This is a genomic window from Paraburkholderia sp. RL17-373-BIF-A, assembly GCF_046030175.1.
In the GTDB taxonomy this organism is placed as follows: Bacteria; Pseudomonadota; Gammaproteobacteria; order Burkholderiales; family Burkholderiaceae; genus Paraburkholderia.
The window spans coordinates 161,685-181,669 of record NZ_JARESO010000011.1 but is presented as its reverse complement, the minus strand read 5'-3'; the positions used below and the strand labels follow the sequence as shown (position 1 = coordinate 181,669).

The 19,985-nt window shown below is 62.1% G+C and carries 18 protein-coding genes; 9 read left to right on the top strand and 9 right to left on the bottom strand.

The window, feature by feature from the left end; genetic code table 11:
• Nucleotides 1–18: 18 nt before the first annotated feature.
• Complete coding sequence (locus P0D80_RS16385) at nt 19–1,992, bottom strand: putative bifunctional diguanylate cyclase/phosphodiesterase (RefSeq protein WP_408285308.1); 1,974 nt, start codon at nt 1,990–1,992, stop codon at nt 19–21.
• A 185-nt stretch (nt 1,993–2,177) separates the two neighbouring features.
• Nucleotides 2,178–2,561 carry a hypothetical protein gene (locus P0D80_RS16380; RefSeq protein ID WP_408285306.1) on the bottom strand — a complete coding sequence of 128 codons (384 nt, stop codon included), beginning with the start codon at nt 2,559–2,561 and terminating at the stop codon, nt 2,178–2,180.
• Nucleotides 2,562–2,911: 350 nt separating this feature from the next.
• On the opposite strand from P0D80_RS16380, the gene P0D80_RS16375 reads away from it, so the two are divergent.
• Entirely contained in the window at nt 2,912–3,190 is a 279-nt protein-coding gene (locus P0D80_RS16375) for an HU family DNA-binding protein (protein WP_006049832.1), read from the top strand.
• 201 nt (nt 3,191–3,391) lie between these two features.
• On the opposite strand, the gene P0D80_RS16370 is transcribed toward P0D80_RS16375, so the two are convergent.
• The 3 genes from P0D80_RS16370 to P0D80_RS16360 form a co-directional block, all read right to left on the bottom strand.
• Nucleotides 3,392–4,510 carry a 3-deoxy-7-phosphoheptulonate synthase gene (locus P0D80_RS16370; protein ID WP_408285303.1) on the bottom strand — a complete coding sequence of 373 codons (1,119 nt, stop codon included), beginning with the start codon at nt 4,508–4,510 and terminating at the stop codon, nt 3,392–3,394.
• Between the two features lie 127 nt (nt 4,511–4,637).
• Nucleotides 4,638–5,480 carry a DUF72 domain-containing protein gene (locus tag P0D80_RS16365; protein WP_408285299.1) on the bottom strand — a complete coding sequence of 281 codons (843 nt, stop codon included), beginning with the start codon at nt 5,478–5,480 and terminating at the stop codon, nt 4,638–4,640.
• 93 nt (nt 5,481–5,573) lie between these two features.
• Nucleotides 5,574–6,320, bottom strand: coding sequence for a TetR/AcrR family transcriptional regulator (locus P0D80_RS16360; protein WP_132377551.1), 747 nt, complete (start codon nt 6,318–6,320; stop codon nt 5,574–5,576).
• Nucleotides 6,321–6,618: 298 nt separating this feature from the next.
• Between P0D80_RS16360 and P0D80_RS16355 the strand changes: the two genes are divergently transcribed.
• From P0D80_RS16355 to P0D80_RS16340, 4 genes are all read left to right on the top strand, one after another.
• The gene (locus P0D80_RS16355) at nt 6,619–7,800 is read left to right on the top strand and encodes an isovaleryl-CoA dehydrogenase (RefSeq protein ID WP_132377550.1); all 1,182 of its coding nucleotides are present in this window, start codon (nt 6,619–6,621) and stop codon (nt 7,798–7,800) included.
• Between the two features lie 161 nt (nt 7,801–7,961).
• Nucleotides 7,962–9,569: a carboxyl transferase domain-containing protein gene (locus P0D80_RS16350; RefSeq protein ID WP_408178183.1), complete on the top strand. Its 1,608-nt coding sequence runs from the start codon at nt 7,962–7,964 to the stop codon at nt 9,567–9,569.
• A gap of 31 nt (nt 9,570–9,600) precedes the next feature.
• The gene (locus P0D80_RS16345) at nt 9,601–10,386 is read left to right on the top strand and encodes an enoyl-CoA hydratase/isomerase family protein (RefSeq protein ID WP_408178182.1); all 786 of its coding nucleotides are present in this window, start codon (nt 9,601–9,603) and stop codon (nt 10,384–10,386) included.
• An 80-nt stretch (nt 10,387–10,466) separates the two neighbouring features.
• Entirely contained in the window at nt 10,467–12,521 is a 2,055-nt protein-coding gene (locus P0D80_RS16340) for an acetyl/propionyl/methylcrotonyl-CoA carboxylase subunit alpha (protein WP_408285295.1), read from the top strand.
• A 16-nt stretch (nt 12,522–12,537) separates the two neighbouring features.
• On the opposite strand, the gene P0D80_RS16335 is transcribed toward P0D80_RS16340, so the two are convergent.
• On the bottom strand, nt 12,538–13,329 hold the full coding sequence (locus tag P0D80_RS16335; RefSeq protein WP_408285293.1) for a phosphate/phosphite/phosphonate ABC transporter substrate-binding protein: 792 nt from the start codon (nt 13,327–13,329) through the stop codon (nt 12,538–12,540).
• Between the two features lie 25 nt (nt 13,330–13,354).
• Complete coding sequence (locus P0D80_RS16330; RefSeq protein ID WP_132379356.1) at nt 13,355–13,633, bottom strand: DUF1488 family protein; 279 nt, start codon at nt 13,631–13,633, stop codon at nt 13,355–13,357.
• 319 nt (nt 13,634–13,952) lie between these two features.
• On the opposite strand from P0D80_RS16330, the gene P0D80_RS16325 reads away from it, so the two are divergent.
• On the top strand, nt 13,953–14,084 hold the full coding sequence (locus tag P0D80_RS16325; protein ID WP_279388618.1) for a hypothetical protein: 132 nt from the start codon (nt 13,953–13,955) through the stop codon (nt 14,082–14,084).
• A 3-nt stretch (nt 14,085–14,087) separates the two neighbouring features.
• Nucleotides 14,088–14,702: an O-methyltransferase gene (locus P0D80_RS16320; RefSeq protein ID WP_408178180.1), complete on the top strand. Its 615-nt coding sequence runs from the start codon at nt 14,088–14,090 to the stop codon at nt 14,700–14,702.
• 242 nt (nt 14,703–14,944) lie between these two features.
• On the opposite strand, the gene P0D80_RS16315 is transcribed toward P0D80_RS16320, so the two are convergent.
• Both P0D80_RS16315 and P0D80_RS16310 read right to left on the bottom strand, forming a co-directional pair.
• Nucleotides 14,945–15,781, bottom strand: coding sequence for an aldo/keto reductase (locus P0D80_RS16315; RefSeq protein ID WP_408178179.1), 837 nt, complete (start codon nt 15,779–15,781; stop codon nt 14,945–14,947).
• Nucleotides 15,782–16,032: 251 nt separating this feature from the next.
• A complete protein-coding gene (locus P0D80_RS16310) occupies nt 16,033–16,947 on the bottom strand; it encodes a LysR substrate-binding domain-containing protein (RefSeq protein WP_408178178.1) in 915 nt (304 codons plus the stop codon).
• A 157-nt stretch (nt 16,948–17,104) separates the two neighbouring features.
• On the opposite strand from P0D80_RS16310, the gene P0D80_RS16305 reads away from it, so the two are divergent.
• Together P0D80_RS16305 and P0D80_RS16300 are read left to right on the top strand one after the other, a co-directional pair.
• Nucleotides 17,105–17,968 carry an aldo/keto reductase family oxidoreductase gene (locus tag P0D80_RS16305; RefSeq protein ID WP_408178177.1) on the top strand — a complete coding sequence of 288 codons (864 nt, stop codon included), beginning with the start codon at nt 17,105–17,107 and terminating at the stop codon, nt 17,966–17,968.
• A gap of 476 nt (nt 17,969–18,444) precedes the next feature.
• Nucleotides 18,445–19,803 carry an MFS transporter gene (locus P0D80_RS16300; RefSeq protein ID WP_408178176.1) on the top strand — a complete coding sequence of 453 codons (1,359 nt, stop codon included), beginning with the start codon at nt 18,445–18,447 and terminating at the stop codon, nt 19,801–19,803.
• Nucleotides 19,804–19,985 lie beyond the last annotated feature (182 nt).

Genomic DNA, 19,985 nt, shown 5'->3' with positions numbered 1-19,985 from the left:
TGTCGCGGAACGATAGGACTACGGCTGGACCTCAATCGCAAAATCGTGCCCGCGCGCCGTCTGCAAATAGGCGGCGATCGCGCTTGCCCGCATCGGCCGGCTAAACAGATAACCCTGCACCGCGCGTGCGCCTAGCGCCTTGACGACCTCGACTTGCGACGCCGTCTCGAGTCCTTCCACCACGCATTCGAGCCCAAGGTTGCGGCACAGGTCGAGCACCGACTTGACGATCTTCTTCGACGCGCTATTAGTATCCACGTCCGTCATGAAGCTGCGGTCGATCTTGATCGTGTCGAAGGGCAGGCGATGCACATAGCTGAGGCTCGAATAGCCGGTGCCGAAGTCGTCGAGCGACACGCGGCAGCCGGCTTTCTTGATCATGGTGAGCGAACAGCGGGCCTGTTCGAAATCACGCGTCACGGCGGTCTCGGTGATTTCGAACGACACGCGGTGCGGCGGCACGCCGCTTGCCATGACGATATCGATCAGCCGTCGGGCGCGCGCCGACGTGCAGATATCGATCGCCGACAGATTGAACGACAGATAAAGCTCGGACGGCCAGCGCGCCGCTTCGTCGAGCGCTTTGTGCAGCAGCACTTCCGTGATGCGCAGAATCAGTTCGGTACGCTCGGCAATCCGAATGAATTCTTCCGGCCTGACCGCGCCGAGCCGTGCGTTGTGCCAGCGCCCGAGCGCTTCCAGACCGAGGGTGCATTGCGTGACGACGTCGTAAATCGGCTGGAACTCCAGAAACAGTTCCGACTCGAGGTCCGCATGGCGGAGTTCCTGGGTCACGAGACTCGAACGCCGGATGCGCGTTTCATGTTCGGTGGAGAAGATGACCGGCGTGCCGCGCCGGCTTTCCTTGCCCACGTATAGTGCCGCGTCGGCGCGTTCGAACACTTGGGCCACCGTCGTGCCGGCTTCAGGGAACGCGGCCCAGCCGATCGTGCCCGACAACTCGGCGACGTTGCCGGCAACTCGATAGGGCTGACCGAGTGCCTCGCAGATGCGCTCGCCCAATTCGACGAGCGTCTCGTTCGCCAGTTTGTGCTGCGCGAGCACGCCGAACTCGTCGCCACCGAGGCGCGCGAAGAAAATGCCGGGCTCGGCGAGCGCCAGCAAACGCGAGCCGACTTCCTGAAGAACGAGGTCGCCGCAGGCGTGGCCGTAGATATCGTTGACCTGTTTGAAGCCGTCGAGATCGATCAGCCCAACATTGAAGCCGCTACTGGTGCCGAGCGCCTGCTCGGATAGCGCGCGCAGCGAGGCGAAGAAACTGCGCCGGTTGGGCAGGTCCGTCAGACTGTCGATGCTCGCGAGCCGGAAGTTGTCGTCGCTGAGGCGCTGCGTTTTTTGCTGGCTCGCCTGCAACTCGCGCTGCGCGTGCACCACGTCGGCAAAGGTCCGGCAATATAGCTGAATGATGAAGGCAAGCGCGACGCCGACCAACGTCATGTCGACGGCCATCGCAATGAAAACCGGATAGCCGGTGAAAACCAGAAAGGTAGAAAAGCTTAGGATGACGATCGACAGCAACAGCATGGCAGCCGCGCGCAAGTGCATCAGGCAGAACACGCAGCCGACCAGCGTCGTCGCCATGTAAAACGCGACCTGCGTCTGTTCGTACGCGGTGCCGTAGGGAAAGAGCAGCAACGACCAGCTGCTGAATGCGACGGCGAAGAGGCCGGCAAGCCAGGTCAGCTTGCGCAATTCGGACACTGCCTTGTCGAGAGTCAGGGGGCGGTGCCGAAGACGCCACCATCGTATGCAACGGATGATGCACAGGGTGCACAGCGTCGCGGGAAAGTAGATCGACAACCATGCCGGCGCGCAGCTGACGTGCGTGATGGCGACGGCCGCCGTATTGACGAGCAGAATGAAATAGAGAAGCGGGACCTGGTGGCTGAATGCTTCGAGCTGCGAACGCACGAGCTCGGGGTCGCGTTCCGCGACCGACAGCGCATCCCTCAATTTGGCTAACAGAACCATCCCCGTTCCTTTAAACGTTTGCGCAGCACACGCAGCTTTGTATATCGGCAGGACGGGTGGGACCTTGAGGGCGTGTCAGATAGAAATCGATTGCCTCGCGAATAAGCGGTAAGTCCGACCTGCTTACGATGCGTGATGGGTCATTTGTGCCGCGTTCGAACGGCCGAAGTGACAGGCTCGTCGCATCAAAGCACCGGACAGGAGAGCACGCGTTGCGGCGTGAGCGTCGTGCCGGGTTGGCCGTTCTGTGCCGGCGTGCCTTGTGGCGGCGTAGAGACGAGCCGCACGGTATTCATGCCGGCATTCGCCAGCACATACTTCTCCGGGCTGTTCTCGGGCTGCCAATAGGCCCGGAAAACGCCGCTGTCGCCGAAAACCAGCAGCTTGCCGTGCACGGTTCCAGTGCCGCTGACGAGGTCGACCGGCTCGCCGTCACGTACGTGAAAGCTCTGCGGAGCGGGTGAATTTGCCGTGCCGACGAGCGTGGCGCAGCTTTTGTCGTCGGCTGCGAGGGCCGCGCAGGACGTCGCGGCGAGCAGTGCACATGTTGCAATATGGCGAAAATTCATTTTTTATTCCTCCCGGATTCTTTATTCACCGGACGCCGCGCCTGCCAAATTCCGACTTTCTGCGATCCACCATAACATCGTAAAAAAGCCCGCTGGTGGCGGTTTGGGACGCGCTAAAGCACTGAAATTGCAACGGATTGTGATAACGCAAAAAGCCGTGTCGAGCCGAAGAAACGTGTAAGCGCGCGATTCTTATGGCACTTTGCAGGAAAAAATCGTCAAATTCCCTGTGGGCGGGTGATACAAGGCTTACACCCAAGGTTTGCGCGAACCCGCGCCTATGCGTTAGTGTGTCGGTCCCGGCGCAACAGATGTGGCGCCGGTTCCATGATTACCATACGGGAAGTGCTATGAACAAACAGGAACTGATTGATGCAGTCGCCGCAGCGACGGGCGAAAGCAAAGCGGCCACCGGCCAAACCATCGACGCGATCGTCGAAGCGGTGACCAAAGCCGTGGTGGGTGGTGATACGGTGCAACTGGTCGGTTTCGGTTCTTTCTCGACTGGCGCGCGCGCAGCACGCGTGGGCCGCAATCCGTCGACGGGTGCCGAGATCCAGATCGCGGCTGCCAAGACGGTGAAGTTCACCGCTGGCAAGGCGTTCAAGGAAGCCGTCAACGCGTCTTAATGCAACGCGCTTCACGCCGGAGCATCCACACGCGCCAAACTGGCGCGCGGCGAGCGATGCATCGGGCGTGAGGAATCACGCGCTGCCCAACCCCGGTAAGGTGGATCGATCGGCGGCTGGTGCGGCGCGTGTGTTTTTGTGCTCTCCCCAAGGGGCTTCCTGGGGGTTTGCCCGACTCAGCGCTTGCGTCCCGGCTCGCGCTCAGCCGGCGCGACGTTTGCGGGTGGCTTCGGCGAGCGTCTCGAGCGCCGGCTCGGTCTGCGCCCAACTGACGCAGGCATCCGTGATCGATACGCCGTGACGCAACGGCACGCCTGGCTTCAGATCCTGACGGCCTTCTTCCAGATGACTTTCCAGCATGACGCCGATGATGCGGCGCTCGCGCTGCGACAACTGCTGCGCCAGATCCTGCACCACCTCCAGTTGACGCAAGTGCGACTTGCCCGAGTTCGCATGCGAACAGTCGACCATGACCTGCTCGCGCAAACCCGCTGATTTGAGCGCCACGCAGGTGGCTTCCACCGACGCGCTGTCGTAGTTCGGCCCTTTCTTGCCGCCGCGCAGGATCACGTGCGCGTCGTCGTTGCCACGCGTTTCGAAGATCGCGGCCATGCCCATTTTCGTCATGCCCATGAACGCGTGGCTCGCGCGCGCGGCGACGATCGCGTCCGCGGCGATCTGCACGCCGCCGTCGGTGCCGTTCTTGAAACCGATCGGGCAGCTCAGGCCTGACGCCAGTTGACGATGGCTCTGGCTCTCCGTCGTGCGCGCGCCGATGGCGCCCCACGCGATCAGGTCGGCAATGTACTGCGGGCTCAGCAGGTCGAGAAACTCGGTGGCCGTGGACAAGCCGAGACCGTTGATGTCGAGCAGCAGTTGCCGTGCAAGACGCAGACCTTCGTTGATGCGGAAACTGCCGTCCAGACGCGGGTCGTTGATATAGCCTTTCCAGCCGACCGTGGTGCGCGGCTTCTCGAAGTAGACCCGCATCACGATCAGAAGGTCGTCCTTGTAGGTGTCGGCGGCGACCTTCAGTTTGTGTGCGTATTCGATTGCCTGATCGTGGTCATGAATCGAACACGGCCCGACGATCATCACGAGCCGGTCGTCACGGCCATGCAGAATATCGGCGATTTCCGTGCGGGTTTTCTCGACCAGCGTCTGCACCGAAGGCGGCACCGGCAACTCGTCCTGCAACAGCGCAGGGGAAATCAGTGGACGGACCGCGCCGATCCGAACGTCGTCGATGCGCGTGGTGTCCTGGGTGGCGTCGGCCGAGCCGACTTCCTGATCGTGCAAAGGATTGTCGATGGCGCTCAAAATATTCTCCCGGACCTTGGTGATGAAGTGGCCTCGCGGCCTGACTGCGTGAGTGTGGGTGCGTTGATCGTGCTTGTCTTCGCTGCCGGGATTATGACACTCGCGCGATGCGGCCGGGCGGCGCGTGTCAGAGACGTTTGATCAGCGCCATGGCGGCCGCCGGATTGCGTTCCTTGAAGCCGCTGATCACGTAGAGATAGACGTCGCGTGCGGCCGCGCGCGTGGCTGTTTTCGCGGGCGCTTCTGCCGAGGTTTCCAGATCGTCCGGTGTCGTGCCTGCCGCCAATTGCCGCGCGCGTTCGGCCCACGTGTCGAGCGCCTTGGTCGAATAGCCTTGGGCCTGTTTGTCCGTCGTGCCCATGATGCGCGCGTACACGAAGGGCGCCGTGATGTCCGCGATCTGCGGGTATTCGCTGTCGCCCGCCAGTACCACGGCGACTTTGTATTTGCGGGCGAGCGCGATGAAGTCCGGCGTCTTGAAGGTGTCGTTGCGGACTTCGATCGCATGCCTGAGCTTCTGGCCTTCAATACTGGCCGGCAGTAGCTTCAGAAAGGCTTCGAAGTCTTCCTTGTCGAATTTTTTGGTGGGTGCGAATTGCCAGTTGACCGGGCCGAGCTTCTGCTTGAGCAATAGCACGCCGCTGCCGAAGAAGCGTTCGATCGTTTCGCCCGCATCGGCGAGGACTTTTCTGTTGGTCGCGTAGCGCGGCGCCTTCAGCGAAAAGACGAAATCGTCCGGCGTTTCCTGGTACCACTTCTCGTAGCTCGCCGGTTTTTGCAATCCGTAAAACGTGCCGTTGATTTCGATCGATGTGAGGTTCTTGCTCGCGTATTCGAGTTCGCGGCTTTGCGTGAGGTCAGAGGGGTAGAAGGTGCCGCGCCAGGGCGCGTAGGTCCAGCCGCCTATGCCGATGCGGATGTTCGAGGTCTTGGCTGGCTTGGCGATCTTTGCGGCTGATTCTTTCGGCACTTGGCGTCTCCATCTGACTTCGACCGGGAAGCAGTAGATTAGCCGTTTTTTCGCCGAAGAACAGAAGTGAGGCAAACGCAGGAAATGCGCCCGCTATTCGTTGCCGCGAGACATATCCGTTGCACCGCGCGCCGCCTCTTCGAACCGCCGGTTCGCCTCCGCCACTTCCACTCTGAACTGCTGCAATGCGCTCACCGCCAGATCTGGCGGCGTCAGCGCGGCCCACAAGACGTCGATGAGCTGATCCGCGGTCGCATCGATATCGATATGCCGGTTCGCGAGCGTAGCGTCCCACAGCACATGCTCCATCGGCCCGAACACCATCGAGCGCAACAGGCGCAGCGGCATGTCGGCGCGAATCTGCCCGCTCTCCTGGCCTTGCGCCAGTACGCGCATCAACGGCGCGGTATAGCGGCGCTGCAACTCCGTGAGCGCCTCGCTCAGCTCATGATGCCGGGCCCGACCTTCGGATAACACTAGCGCGCACAGATCAGTGCCGTTCACCAGCATCAGCCGCAAATGCGTGCGCACGATGAACGCGAACTGCTGGCGCACATTGCCGTCGCGCGGCAAGCCGGATTCGATCGCGTCGATGATCTCGTCGTACCAGTCGCCGATCACCCGCGCGCACAGCTCGCGTTTGCCGCGGAAATAGCTGAACACGGTCGCCTCGGAAATGCCGAGGCGCTGCGCGATTTCGGCCGTTGTCGCGCGCTCGTAGCCCTTTTCGGAGAACACGTCGCGCCCCGCCTGAAGGATCTCCTTCACGCGCTGCTGCGACTTGCGCCCGGCCGGCTGGCGGCGCGAGGCGGGTAACTCGGCCTTCGTGGCAACCGTCATATGAGTTCAGTTCAGATTTGTGAGGCGAATTCGGCTCGTAAAGGTGCGGAATAAGTTTGATGACTGCGATGCTATCACGCCACAGCGATGTTGTAGGCGGTCGCTTCAGTTTCTGAGTAACACTCAAAAATACCTATTGACGCTTACGTAAATCTAGCGTGAAATGCGCCTTGAACGTTTCGCGCCTCGTGCGGGACGACAGAGGCGGCCCACAAGGCCGCCGCCGTCCGCCGAGCCGCAACCGGACCAGCCGGCGCCCACTCACGGCCGGCCGCCAACGAACTCTGGAGACACAGCAATGAGCAACCTGCCCGGTTTGCAATTCCCGCTCGGCGAAGAAATCGAAATGCTGCGCGACAGCATCGCGGGATTCGCTGCCAAAGAAATCGCCCCGCGTGCCGCGGAAATCGATCGCACGGATCAGTTTCCCATGGACCTGTGGCGCAAGTTCGGCGATCTGGGCGTGCTCGGCATGACGGTCTCGGAGGAATACGGCGGCGCGAACATGGGCTATACGGCGCACATGATCGCCATGGAGGAAATCTCGCGCGCGTCGGCGTCGGTCGGTCTCTCGTACGGCGCGCATTCGAATCTGTGCGTCAACCAGATTCATCGCAACGGCACGGAAGCGCAAAAACAGAAGTATCTGCCCAAGCTCGTGTCGGGCGAACATATCGGCGCACTCGCCATGAGCGAGCCGAACGCGGGTTCGGATGTGGTCAGCATGAAGCTGCGCGCGGAGAAGAAGGGCGACCACTACGTGCTCAACGGCACGAAGATGTGGATCACCAATGGCCCGGATTGCGACACGCTGGTCGTCTATGCCAAGACCGATCCCGAAGCGAATTCGCGCGGCATTACCGCGTTTATCGTCGAGAAGGGCATGAAGGGATTTTCCGTTGCGCAGAAACTCGACAAGCTCGGCATGCGCGGCTCGCATACCGGCGAACTGGTGTTCCAGGACGTGGAAGTGCCGGAAGAAAACATTCTCGGCCAGTTGAACGGCGGCGCGAAGGTGCTGATGAGCGGCCTCGACTACGAACGCGCCGTGCTCGCAGGCGGCCCGACCGGCATCATGGTCGCGGTCATGGACGCGGTCGTGCCGTATATCCACGACCGTAAGCAGTTCGGTCAGCCGATCGGCGAATTCCAGCTCATTCAAGGCAAGGTGGCGGACCTCTACACGACGCTGCAGGCGTGCCGCGCGTATCTCTATGCGGTGGGTCGTCAACTCGACACGCTCGGCAAGGAACACGTGCGCCAGGTGCGCAAGGACTGCGCGGGCGTGATTCTCTACACCGCGGAAAAAGCCACGTGGATGGCCGGCGAGGCGATCCAGATTCTCGGCGGCAATGGCTATATCAACGAGTATCCGGTCGGCCGTTTGTGGCGCGACGCGAAGCTCTATGAAATCGGCGCCGGTACCAGCGAGATCCGCCGCATGCTGATCGGCCGCGAACTGTTCGCCGAAACGGCCTGAGCGGTTGTGCACTTAGTGCACTTCGCAGCGCACCATACATCGTACGGCGCGTCACGCTGCGTGTCAGCGCAAGCCTATAAAGAAGCGGCGAAAGCAATTACCTTGCATGGGATCGGAGTAAGTGCTGAAGCACTAACTCCGATCGACAGGAGAAGCTCGTAATGCCGATCATCGAATCAAAGCTGAATCCGCGCTCGGACGACTTCCGCGCCAACGCGACGGCGCTCGAAGCGCTGGTCGCCGACCTTCGCGCGAAGGTCGAGAAGCTGGCGCTGGGCGGCGGTCAGGCGGCGCGCGACAAACACACGGGACGCGGCAAACTGCTGCCGCGCGATCGCATCGAGAAGCTGCTCGATCCAGGCACGCCGTTTCTCGAGTTCTCGCAACTTGCAGCCTACGGCATGTACCACAACGATGCACCGGGCGCGGGCGTGATCACCGGTATTGGCCGGATTGCCGGGCAGGAGTGCGTGATCGTCTGTAACGACGCGACGGTCAAGGGCGGCACCTACTATCCGGTCACCGTGAAAAAGCACGTACGGGCGCAGGAAATCGCCGCTGAAAATCATCTGCCCTGTGTGTACCTGGTCGACTCGGGCGGCGCGAATCTGCCGAACCAGGACGACGTGTTTCCGGACCGCGATCACTTCGGCCGCATCTTCTACAACCAGGCGAATCTGTCCGCAGCGGGCATTCCGCAGATTGCCGTCGTGATGGGTTCGTGTACTGCAGGTGGCGCCTACGTGCCGGCCATGAGCGACGAGTCGATCATCGTCAAGAATCAGGGGACGATTTTCCTCGGCGGTCCGCCGCTGGTGAAAGCCGCCACCGGTGAAGTGGTGAGCGCCGAAGATCTCGGCGGCGGCGACGTGCATACGCGTCTGTCGGGCGTGGTCGATCATCTCGCGCAGAACGACGCGCATGCGCTGGGGATTGCGCGCAGCATCGTCGGCAATCTGAATCGCGGCAAGCAGGTGCCGGTCGCCTTGCAGGAACCGAAGCCGCCGCGCTACGACGTGAAGAGCATGTACGGCGTGATTCCCGTGGATACCCGCAAGCCGTTCGATATCCGCGAGGTGATCGCGCGGATCGTCGACGATTCGGCATTCGACGAATTCAAGGCGCGCTACGGCACCACGCTTGTCACCGGCTTCGCGCATATCTGGGGGCATCCGGTCGGCATCATCGCGAACAACGGCATTCTGTTTTCGGAGTCCGCGCTCAAAGGTGCGCACTTCATCGAACTGTGCTGTCAGCGCAAGATTCCGCTCGTGTTCCTGCAGAACATTACCGGCTTCATGGTGGGCCGCAAATACGAAAACGAAGGCATCGCGCGTAACGGCGCGAAGATGGTGACGGCCGTGGCCACGGCCAAGGTGCCGAAGTTCACGGTGATCATCGGCGGGTCGTTCGGCGCGGGCAACTACGGCATGTGCGGTCGCGCGTATTCGCCGCGTTTCCTGTGGATGTGGCCGAACGCGCGCATCTCGGTGATGGGCGGCGAGCAGGCGGCGTCGGTGCTGGCCACCGTCAAGCGCGACGGCATCGAAGGCAAGGGCGGCTCGTGGAGCGCTGAAGAAGAAGAGGCGTTCAAGCAACCGATCCGCGATCAATACGAACATCAGGGCCACCCGTACTACGCGAGCGCGCGCCTGTGGGACGACGGCGTGATCGATCCGGCGCAAACGCGCGACGTGCTCGGTCTTGGCTTGTCCGCCGCGATGAACGCGCCGATCGAAGACACGCGTTTCGGCGTGTTCAGAATGTGACGATGCGCGACGAAGCGCGGGAGCAGCGACGATGCAATACGAAACACTGAATGTCGAATTCGCCGGACAGGTCGCGACGGTCACGTTGAATCGTCCGGACGTGCGCAACGCGTTCAACGAAACGATGATCGCCGAAGTGACCGCGGCCTTCACCGCGCTCAACGATCGCGACGACGTGCGCGCGGTGGTGCTCGCCGCGAACGGTAAGGCGTTCTGCGCGGGTGCGGATCTGAACTGGATGAAGAAGATGGCCGGCTACTCGGACGACGAGAACCGCGCCGACGCGATGCTGCTCGCGAACATGTTGTCGTCGATCTATCGCTGCAGCAAGCCGGTGATCGCGCGCGTCAACGGCGACGCGTACGCGGGCGGCATGGGTTTGATCTCGGCGTGCGACATCGTGGTGGCTGTCGACAGCGCGCGCTTCTGCCTCTCGGAGGCGCGCCTCGGTCTGATTCCAGCCACCATCGCGCCGTACGTGATTCGCGCGCTGGGCGAGCAGGCATCGCGCCGCTATTTCACGACCGCCGAGCAATTCGATTGCGCGACGGCGTTGCGCCTCGGGCTCGTCAGCGAAGCTGTGAGCATGGAGCAACTCGACGCCACTATCCAGCAGATTGCCGAGACGCTCTGCGCGAACGGTCCGCAAGCGGTGCGCGCGTGCAAGCAGCTCGTGCAGGACATCGCGGGCCATGAATTGAACGCTGCGATGATCGAGGACACGGCGGCGCGTATCGCGCGCACGCGTGCCGGCGCGGAAGGGCGCGAAGGCGTCGCGTCGTTCCTCGAAAAACGCACGCCCGCCTGGCGCAACTGAAGCACACATTCCAGGGCGCGCGCCGCGCCTTGACCAGAACAACAGCCCCGAAAAAACGGCACACTTCATCGAGACACTTCATGTTCAACAAGATCCTGATTGCCAACCGGGGCGAGATTGCGTGCCGCGTCGCCGCGACCTGCAAGCGGCTCGGCATTGCGAGCGTGGCCGTCTATTCCGATGCGGACGCCAACGCGAAACACGTGGCCGCGTGCGATGAGGCGGTGCACATCGGCGGCTCGACAGCCGCGGAAAGCTATCTGCGCGTCGAGCGCATTATCGAAGCCGCGCGCGCCACCGGCGCGCAGGCGGTGCATCCGGGCTACGGCTTCCTGTCGGAGAACGAAGACTTCGCGCATGCTTGCGAGGCGGCCGGCATCGTCTTCATCGGGCCGCCGGTCGAGGCCATCGCCGCGATGGGTTCGAAGGCTGCCGCGAAGGCACTGATGCATGCGGCCGCCGTGCCGCTCGTGCCGGGTTATCACGGCGACGATCAGGATCCGCAACTGCTGCATCGCGAGGCGGATGCGATCGGTTATCCGGTGCTGCTCAAAGCCAGCGCGGGTGGCGGCGGCAAGGGCATGCGCGTGGTCGAACGCAGCGAGGATTTCGCGGCGGCGCTGGCTTCATGCAAGCGGGAAGCGGCAAGCAGCTTCGGCAACGATCGCGTGCTGATCGAAAAGTATCTGACGCGGCCGCGTCACGTGGAAGTGCAGGTGTTCGCGGACCGGCACGGCGGCGCGGTCTATCTGTTCGATCGCGATTGCTCGGTGCAGCGGCGGCATCAGAAAGTGCTGGAAGAAGCGCCCGCGCCCGGATTGTCCGGTGAAATCAAGCGCGAAATGGGCGAGGCGGCGGTGGCGGCCGCGCGTGCGGTGAATTATGTCGGCGCGGGCACGGTCGAGTTCATCATGACCGGCACGGGCGACTTCTACTTCATGGAAATGAACACGCGCCTGCAGGTCGAGCATCCGGTCACGGAGATGGTGACCGGCCAGGACCTGGTGGAATGGCAACTGCGCGTCGCCGCCGATGAACCGCTGCCGCTTACGCAGGCCCAGCTGAAAATCGATGGTCACGCGATCGAAGCGCGCATCTACGCCGAACATCCGGCGCGCGGCTTCCTGCCGTCGACGGGCACGCTCAAGCATCTGCGGATGCCGGATGGCGTGGAGTTCGCCATCGACGCGGCCGGTCTCGGCGAGCCCGGACGCAAGGCGCCGGTGCGCATCGACAGCGGTGTGCGTGAAGGCGACACCATCACGCCGTTCTACGATCCGATGATCGCCAAGCTGATCGTGCACGGCGCCACGCGCGAGGAGGCGCTCGCGCGTCTGAGCCGCGCGCTGCATGCATGCGAGGTGGTCGGCCCGCATACCAATGTCGAGTTCCTGCAAAGCATCGTCGCGAGCGAGCCGTTTGCAACGGGCGATCTCGATACGGGCCTGATCGAACGTCATCACGACGCCCTGTTCGCGCCGCGCAAGAAGCCATTCAAGGAAGCGTTGGCGCTGGCTTGCGCGGCGTTGCTCAAGCGCGAGGGCGGCACGGCGCACGGCGCGTCGCCGTGGGATGCGCTGTCGCACTGGCGCCTGAACGGCGGCTACACGCAGGCGCTCGGCTGGCGCGATCTGGACAGCGGTAGCACGGCTAACGATAGCGAAGGCACCTTCACCGTCACGTTCGCCCGCGACGGCAAGACGCAAACGCTCGAACACGACGGCGTGCGCGAGGATTTCAGCTGGTCGGACGGCAGCGGTCCGCACGAATTCCGCGCGACGATCGGCGACGCGCGCGCAACGGGCCGCGTGTTCGTCGACGTCGATACGTTCCATGTGTTCTGCCTTGGCGAGGCGCTGTCGTTCGAGTGGCAGAACCTGCTCGCGCACGCCGCGGACGCCGAAGGCGGCGAAGGCCGTTTGACTGCGCCGATGCCCGGCAAGGTGATCGCGGTGCTGGTCGAGCCGGGCACCGTGGTGGAGAAGGGCACGCCGCTGATCGTGATGGAAGCGATGAAGATGGAGCACACCATCGGTGCGCCGGCGGCCGGTACGGTGTCGGAGGTGCTGTATGCGGTCGGCGATCAGGTTGCCGACGGCGCGCAGCTTCTGGTGCTGGACGTGCAGCAGCACTAAATCCGCGGCTCAGGCCTCAGGCGAGGCGCGTATAGCCGACGGCGCGCGCTTCGTTTTCGAGCTGCTCGATGCGTTCGTAGTCCGAGGGCGGCAACACGGAAAAGCCCTGCAAACGCAGGCGTTTCGCGCGCTCGGGCTGATTGGCGAGCGCCTCGTTCAGCGCTTCGCGCAATGCCTCGATCGTCGCCGAGGGCACCGTGTCGGAGGCGATCAAAGGCAAGCCCGGCGACGGCGCAGTCGTGCCGATCCGGCGAACCTGGCGGGCCAGTTTCGGCATTTCATCGCACACGAAAGCGAAGGTCACGCAATCGATCGCGGCGACGTCCGCGCGATTTTCCGCCACCGCGCGCAGCGAGCCGAGATGCGAGCCGGTTCGCAACACTGAGCTGAAGAACATGCCGCCGCTCGAAAGCGGCGCCACGGCGTGGCGAAACACGTTCATGCCGCTATTCGAATCGTCCTGGTTGTAGGCGGCGCGTGCGCCGCGGCAGGCCGCGAGCGTGTCGAACTGCGCGTCCGCGCGCGTTACCAGCACGCTCGAATAGTGCGCCCCCTCGCAGCCCGGCGCGTCGAAGCGCGGCGTCGCGATCAGTTGAACCTGTTCGTGCAAGCCGTGCATCAACGGATAACCGCAAGTCTGCGAGATCAGCAGATTGGGGCGCCGCCAGAAGCCGTGCAATTCCTCGTCCGGTTCGACGATGCGGCACGCGGGCTTGACCATGCGCAGCACGTCGGCGAGCCACTCGCGCCACTCGAGGTCGAGCGCGGGCGTGACGTTATACATCGGCAGGGCGGCGATCCAGGTCATGATGCGATTCTGGCATACCTGCTGTTTAATGTCTGACCATTCGGAATTCGTCGAGGCCGAGACGCACCGGCTCCGTCGGTCTAAAGGCCCACTTCTGCGCGGCGACTGAAAGGATTTCCAGTTGCGCACCTTCGAATGCGACGAGTAGATCCTCCTTGCGCTTGCTCGCCGCGCCACAATAGGCCACTAGTGCCTCGGCGCTGACCTCGAAAATCTGCGCCCGATCATCACAGCACACCCGGAACGCGACCGTCGCGCATTCCGTCACACAGGGCCTGAACCCTTCATCGACATAGACCGACATAGCCATCTCCCGCCATACACACGCCTGAGCCTTCAGGATGACAAGTCGTAAGCTGGCGGTATGTGGGAAAACCGGCATTTGCGATGAAATGGCCGTGACTTCATGGGATGCGCCGAACAGAAGCTGAATACGTCTGCGCAAGCTTTTGTAAGCGGCTCCGTCTTTGCCCCCGGTATTCGACCGTTTTGCGCGAAGTGCGCTGGCTACACTCGTTTCAGCGATTTCGCGTTGGCTCAGGCCAATCAACACGGAAGGGGGAACGATGATCCACAGGAGTCGATACAGCCGCCCGGCGCGCAGCTGCACCCGGCAACTTCTCATGGTGGCCACGCTGGCGTGCGCCTGCGGTCTGCAGGGCTGCGCCACGTCGCTCGAAACGTTCGGGCTCGGCGCGGGCGTCGGGATTGTCGGCGCGTTCAGTCTGCTCGGCTGCGCGATTGGTTGCCGCTGACGGATGGACCCGGACTTTCTGGCCGTGCTCGACGCCTATCAGGAGCGCGCAGATGAAGAGCAGACGAAAGAACGCAAGCCGCGCCCGCGACGCAAGCAGAAGGCAACGAAAGGTCGCCACGTTCCCGCGGCGGGCGTGGAGACCGCGCGTTTCATCAACATCCTCGCGGCAAGCCTGCACGCGCCGCACATTCTCGAACTCGGCACGTCGGATGGCTATGCGACGCTCTGGCTCGCGCAAGCGGCGCGGGTCGCGGGCGGCCGTGTGACCACCATGGAATTGCACGACGACAAATCGGCCTATGCACGCGAGATGACGACCCGCGCCGGCCTTGCCGCTTACGTCGACTTCAAGGTCGGCAATGCGGTCACGCTGATCGAGGACATGCCGCTCAAGCTGGATTTCGTCTTCATCGATCTTTGGAAAGATCTCTATGTGCCGTGTCTCGACGCGTTTTATCCGAAGCTCAATCCGGGGGCGATCATCGTCGCTGACGATATGATTCGGCCGGGCGGCGAGAACGCGTTGCGCTATATCCGCGCGGTTCGCTCGAAGCCGGGCATGACGAGTCTATCGTTGCCGGTGGGTTCCGGTTTGGAGATCAGCCGGTATCGCTGACGACGCGAATGGCTGCCAGCGGCTGACCGGTGTCAATGCGTGGTTCGCCATTCACTCCTTAAATTCTCTTACCAGAAAATACCCGCCGTGTTCGAGACAGGCCTCGTGTCGTAGCGGGTAAACCCCCTTGAACGGATCATGGCAGCGGCCATTGGGAACACTCGGTAAAGCCGGCTCGCACAGCGCAAAATGATGATCGATCACGCTGTTGTGCTTCCGGTCTCGCGGCGGGGACCAGGTCGTCAAGCGCCCGTGCTATCCCACAGCGGGGCAAGACCGGGGGGATCTACGATTCGGCTGTTTGCCGTCGCCAATGCGTGTATGGCGGCAATGTCCGCACCGTCCAACTCGAAGTCGAATACCGCCAGGTTTTGTGCCAGTCGATCGACCCGCGTGGTTCTCGACAGCGCTACCACGCCGGACTGCTGAACAAGCCACCGTAAGACGATCTGGGCGATGGTTTTGTCATGACGGGCCGCGATCTCCATGAGCGTCGGGTCCGAGAACACGCGGCCAATCGCCATGCCGCAATATCCTGTCACGGCAAGCCCGGCCTGGCGCGTGCTTTCGATGAGCAAGGACTGGTTCAGGTACGGGTGGTATTCGAACTGATTCGTGACCAGCGGAGCCGCCGAAAGCCGGATAGCTTCCGTCATCGATGCACGGTTGAAATTGCTCACGCCTATGTGCCGGACCTTGCCGGCGCGCACGACCGCATTGAGCTCCGCGATCTGTTCGGTCAACGGCACATCCGAGCCAGGCCAGTGCAGCAGGAGCAGGTCGATATAGTCCGTCTTGAGTTTGCGCAGGCTCTCGTTCACGGACGCATCGAAGTGTCTTGCGGAGTAGTTGCTGACCCAGACCTTGGTCGTCAGAAATATTTCGCTTCTTGGAATGCCGGATTCGGCGACGCACTCGCCGATCTCGGCCTCGTTACGGTAGATTTGCGCGGTGTCGATATGGCGGAAGCCAGCACGAAGGGCGGCGGGAATCATTCGATAGATGTCGTCGCCATTCATCCCGTAGGTGCCAAAGCCTATGGCCGGAATGAGCGCGTTACCGGCACGGACGTTTTGCATGAACTATTCCTTATGGACTAAGTGTCAAGGAAGATGAGCCGGAAGAGTTTGTATTGAAGGTCACACGTAGGAATCCTGCGTTAAATCGTGAGAGAAGATCTCAGATCAAGTGGAGGGAAGAGTAAGCGTTGGCGTGTCGAGGAAGAAGCCTATATGTTTCGATGAGACCTATCGTCAGAGACGATACATATTGAGCAGCATTTATCGACGTGAGGCCATTCGCGAAGCCTCAGGCAATTACGCTCGCACTATCACTTCCGGTTCAGATCTTCGAACCCCGAAACCAGGGCGTCCAGTAGTTGCCGGACGGCCGGAACCATACCGCGTCGTGTGGGGAAGATCGCGTGAACGAGGCCCGGCGTCGTGGCCAGGCCCGCCAGTAAGTGCTGCAACCGGCCGGCGTGAATATCGGCGTCGACCAGTTCACGGGGCAGCATGGCCACGCCGACGCCTCGCAAAGCCGCAATCCGCAAGCTCGCCAGATCGTCCGTCGCCAGGCGAGGTTGATGCGCCCATGACGTCGTGCGGCCCTCGGCGTTCACCAGGTTCCACGCGAAGCGCTCGCTGCTGCTGGACATGGCGAGCGTGGGCCATTCTTCGAGCGACTCAAGGGACGTGGGCACCGGATGGCGCGCCGCCAGTTGCGGACTGGCGACCAGAATCTGCACGGATAAGCCTAGTTGCCTGACTGCGAGATCGGTGTCTTCCAAAGGGGGAAGCCTGACCCGGATGGCGAAGTCCAGACCTTCCTCGACCACATCCACGCGACGGTTGGTTGCATCGACGAGGACCTGCACCTGCGGGTTGTCCTGGACATACTGCGCAATGATTGTGGAGATGCCGGAGGTCAGCAGTCCCACGGGGCAGCTTATCCGTATGGTGCCCTGCGGCTTTGAGCGTGTCTGGTCCACAAAATCCTTGGCGGCCCTCGATTCCGCCACCAGGGCGAGGCAATGCTGATGGAACCGCCGCCCGGTTTCCGTCAGGGACAGGCTCCTGCTGGTGCGATTGAGCAGACGAACGCCAAGCTCTTCCTCCAGTGCGCGAACACGCCGGCTGAGTTTCGACGTCTGTACGCCGAGGCTGCGGGCCGCTGCCGTGAAGCTTCCGTGCTCGACGACTTCAGCGAAGAGTCGAAGATCATTGAGGTCAGTGATTCGGTTCATCCGGGGCTCTGAGTGGGGCCTTTAACGTTCTACCACTCGCAATGTTGCTTTGCAATTCAGGACATAGGCGAATTATCGTTGCGGATATAGCATCCCTAACAGGTCAAACCATCGGCCTGCAGGCAGAAGCCAAACCAATGCAACACAGGAATTCATCATGACGAAGACGAACGCTCCCGGGTCGTTCATGCTTGGGGACCGCCACGTGAGCCGCATGGGGTACGGCGCCATGCAACTCGCCGGCCCTCGCGTGTTCGGGCCGCCAAAGGATCGAGACACGGCGATTGCCGTCCTGCGCGAGGCAGTGGAGCGCGGCGTCAACCATATCGATACCAGCGACTACTACGGTCCCCACGTAACGAACCAGATCATTCGCGAGGCGCTGCATCCGTATCGTGACGACCTCACGATCGTGACCAAGGTGGGCGCTGTGCGCGGTAGCGATGCCTCATGGATCCCCGCGCAGAGTCCGGCAGCACTCACCGTTGCCGTGCACGACAACCTGCGCAATCTGCATGTCGATGTCCTCGATGTCGTCAATCTGCGCACCATGATGGACGACAGACGTCCGGCCGAGGGGTCGATTGCCGAGCAGTTTACGGTCCTTGCCGAGTTGCAGCAGCGGGGCTTGATACGGCATCTGGGTCTCAGCAATGTGACCGCCGCGCAGGTCGAGGAAGCCCAGTCAATTGCCCCGGTCGTCTGCGTGCAAAACATGTTCAATGTGATGCAACGCCACGACGGCCCGTTAGTCGATGCTCTCGCGCAGCAGGGCATCGCCTATGTGCCGTTCTTCCCCCTGGGCGGCTTCACGCCTTTGCAGTCCGCGACGCTGACCGAAGTGGCGTCGTCGCTGGACGCAACGCCGATGCAGGTGGCGCTGGCGTGGCTGCTGCAGCGCTCAACCAACCTCCTGCTGATTCCCGGGACGTCGTCGCTCATGCATCTGCGCGAGAACCTGGCGGCTGGCTCGCTCGTGCTCCCGGCTGACGTGCTCGAACAACTGGACGGCACGATTTGAACTCGCGCAAGGCGCAATCGGCTTCAGTGGGGTGGACTATTTCGGGGCGATTACGTCGACGCCCGGCAGCGCCCCCAGTCTCGCGCGCGCGTTGAACCCGCAGTGTCATATAGCGCTGATTGACAACTTTGACGGCAGCGGATCTGCGCAAGGCCCACGAACGGATCGAAACGGGAAGGGCAATCGGAAAAACCGTGCTGGAAGGGTTCCACTGATGATTGTCGTCTCTGTGTGGCGCGGTCAGTGTCGCTTCATCGCCGGCTGGTGCCGATTGTGTTCGCGATGCTTACCGCGCGGAACCCATTGACTTTGATTGTTCTGTTTTGTAATCATTCTATGTGAATCGAATTCGTGTCGAATGATAGTTGGCGGGATGACGTGAGACTTTGCTTAAGCGCCAACTCTGGTCGACTAGCTTTGCATGGGACCGGAGTAAGCGCTAAAGCGCTAACTCCGGTCGACACAGGAGGCAAACCGTGAAACGTGCTTCAGTCGTCGACGTCCAAGGCTTCATCAACGAGCACCCGTTCGGCCGTTTTCAACGACTCGTTTTTCTCATGTGCTTCGTGATTGTCGTGCTGGATGGCTTCGACACTGCGGCAATCGGTTTCATCGCGCCGTCGTTACTGACGCAATGGCATCTGGCAAAGCCCGATCTCGCACCGGTCCTGAGTGCCGCGCTGTTCGGCCTCGCGTTCGGCGCGCTCGTGTCCGGCCCATTGTCCGACCGCGTTGGACGACGGTCTCTGATGATCGCCTCCGTATTCCTCTTCGGCGTTGCCTGTCTCGTGTCCGCGTTCTCGACGAACATTGGTCAATTGACCGCGCTGCGCTTCATCACGGGCGTCGGCCTCGGTGCAGCCATGGCTAATGCGGTGACCATGATGGACGAGTTCTGTCCGACCCGGCGCCGCGCGACCGTAACCAGTCTGATGTGCTGCGGATTCCCACTCGGCGCGGCTTTGGGTGGTTTGCTCGCGGCATGGTTGATTCCCCATGCCGGCTGGCGAAGTGTTCTGATGCTGGGCGGCGTCGCGCCGATACTTCACGGTGTCCTGCTATGGCTCAAGATGCCGGAATCGGTACGCTTCATGGTTGCAAATGGCAAACCCGCGGCGCGTATTCGCACAACTCTCGCGCGCATCTCCGTTGAAGCAATTCACGCGCGCGGGTTCGCACTGACCGAGCGCGCGCCGGGAACGGGCGACAAGGGGCTCGGCGTCGTGCTGTCGCGTTCCTACATTGTCGGTTCATTGATGCTATGGCTCGCCGCCTTCATGGGCCTTCTGATTTTCTATGCGCTGATCAACTGGATGCCGATTCTGCTGAAAGATGCAGGCCTGAGCCAGAAGAGCGCGACGCTGATCTCCGCATTGTTCCCGCTCGGTGGTGTCGGCGCGGTGCTGTGCGGCGTGCTGATGGATCGCTTCAATGCAAATCTCGTGATTGCCGCGTGCTACCTCCTCGCTGCGATCAGCCTCTTTGGTATTGGAGAGACGGCGGGACACGTGGCTCTACTCGTGCCAATGGTACTGGTATCCGGCGTGCTGATGAACACCGCGCAAGCCTCCATCAATGCGCTTGCGGCCGCCTTTTATCCGACCGAAGGGCGTGGCACCGGCGTCGCGTGGATGCTCGGCATGGGCCGTTTTGGCGGCATTGCGGGCTCGTTTCTCGTAGCCGAACTCGTACGCTGGCACTTTACGCTTGAAGGTGTCTTCGCGACGATCGCCGTCGCTGGAGCCCTTTCGTGCATCGCTTTGCTAGTCAAGCAGCTTGCACCGCCGCGCGTCTTCGGAGCGCCGCCCGACGGAGTCGGATCGCTGAGTCATTGACCGGCCGGTAGTGGCTGCCTCGCGGCGCTTGCTATCTGCAATGTCGTACTCAATCACCATTCGAAGAGGAGACTCGACATGTCCACCGAGGCGTCCACAGCGGCATTCGAATATGTATCGGAGGTGTACGAGGCGGTTGATTCGAAGGACGAGCGTCGGTTAGCGCGCTTCTTGACGGACAA

What these genes read in the sequence shown, in the direction of transcription:
- P0D80_RS16305 (WP_408178177.1), top strand. Translation starts at nt 17,105, where the DNA reads ATGACGAAGACGAACGCTCCCGGGTCGTTCATGCTTGGGGACCGCCAC.
- P0D80_RS16325 (WP_279388618.1), top strand. Translation starts at nt 13,953, where the DNA reads ATGGTGGCCACGCTGGCGTGCGCCTGCGGTCTGCAGGGCTGCGCCACG.
- P0D80_RS16355 (WP_132377550.1), top strand. Translation starts at nt 6,619, where the DNA reads ATGAGCAACCTGCCCGGTTTGCAATTCCCGCTCGGCGAAGAAATCGAA.
- P0D80_RS16345 (WP_408178182.1), top strand. Translation starts at nt 9,601, where the DNA reads ATGCAATACGAAACACTGAATGTCGAATTCGCCGGACAGGTCGCGACG.
- P0D80_RS16375 (WP_006049832.1), top strand. Translation starts at nt 2,912, where the DNA reads ATGAACAAACAGGAACTGATTGATGCAGTCGCCGCAGCGACGGGCGAA.
- P0D80_RS16335 (WP_408285293.1), bottom strand. Translation starts at nt 13,329, where the DNA reads ATGACCTGGATCGCCGCCCTGCCGATGTATAACGTCACGCCCGCGCTC.
- P0D80_RS16380 (WP_408285306.1), bottom strand. Translation starts at nt 2,561, where the DNA reads ATGAATTTTCGCCATATTGCAACATGTGCACTGCTCGCCGCGACGTCC.
- P0D80_RS16315 (WP_408178179.1), bottom strand. Translation starts at nt 15,781, where the DNA reads ATGCAAAACGTCCGTGCCGGTAACGCGCTCATTCCGGCCATAGGCTTT.
- P0D80_RS16340 (WP_408285295.1), top strand. Translation starts at nt 10,467, where the DNA reads ATGTTCAACAAGATCCTGATTGCCAACCGGGGCGAGATTGCGTGCCGC.
- P0D80_RS16385 (WP_408285308.1), bottom strand. Translation starts at nt 1,992, where the DNA reads ATGGTTCTGTTAGCCAAATTGAGGGATGCGCTGTCGGTCGCGGAACGC.
- P0D80_RS16330 (WP_132379356.1), bottom strand. Translation starts at nt 13,633, where the DNA reads ATGTCGGTCTATGTCGATGAAGGGTTCAGGCCCTGTGTGACGGAATGC.
- P0D80_RS16320 (WP_408178180.1), top strand. Translation starts at nt 14,088, where the DNA reads ATGGACCCGGACTTTCTGGCCGTGCTCGACGCCTATCAGGAGCGCGCA.
- P0D80_RS16310 (WP_408178178.1), bottom strand. Translation starts at nt 16,947, where the DNA reads ATGAACCGAATCACTGACCTCAATGATCTTCGACTCTTCGCTGAAGTC.
- P0D80_RS16350 (WP_408178183.1), top strand. Translation starts at nt 7,962, where the DNA reads ATGCCGATCATCGAATCAAAGCTGAATCCGCGCTCGGACGACTTCCGC.
- P0D80_RS16360 (WP_132377551.1), bottom strand. Translation starts at nt 6,320, where the DNA reads ATGACGGTTGCCACGAAGGCCGAGTTACCCGCCTCGCGCCGCCAGCCG.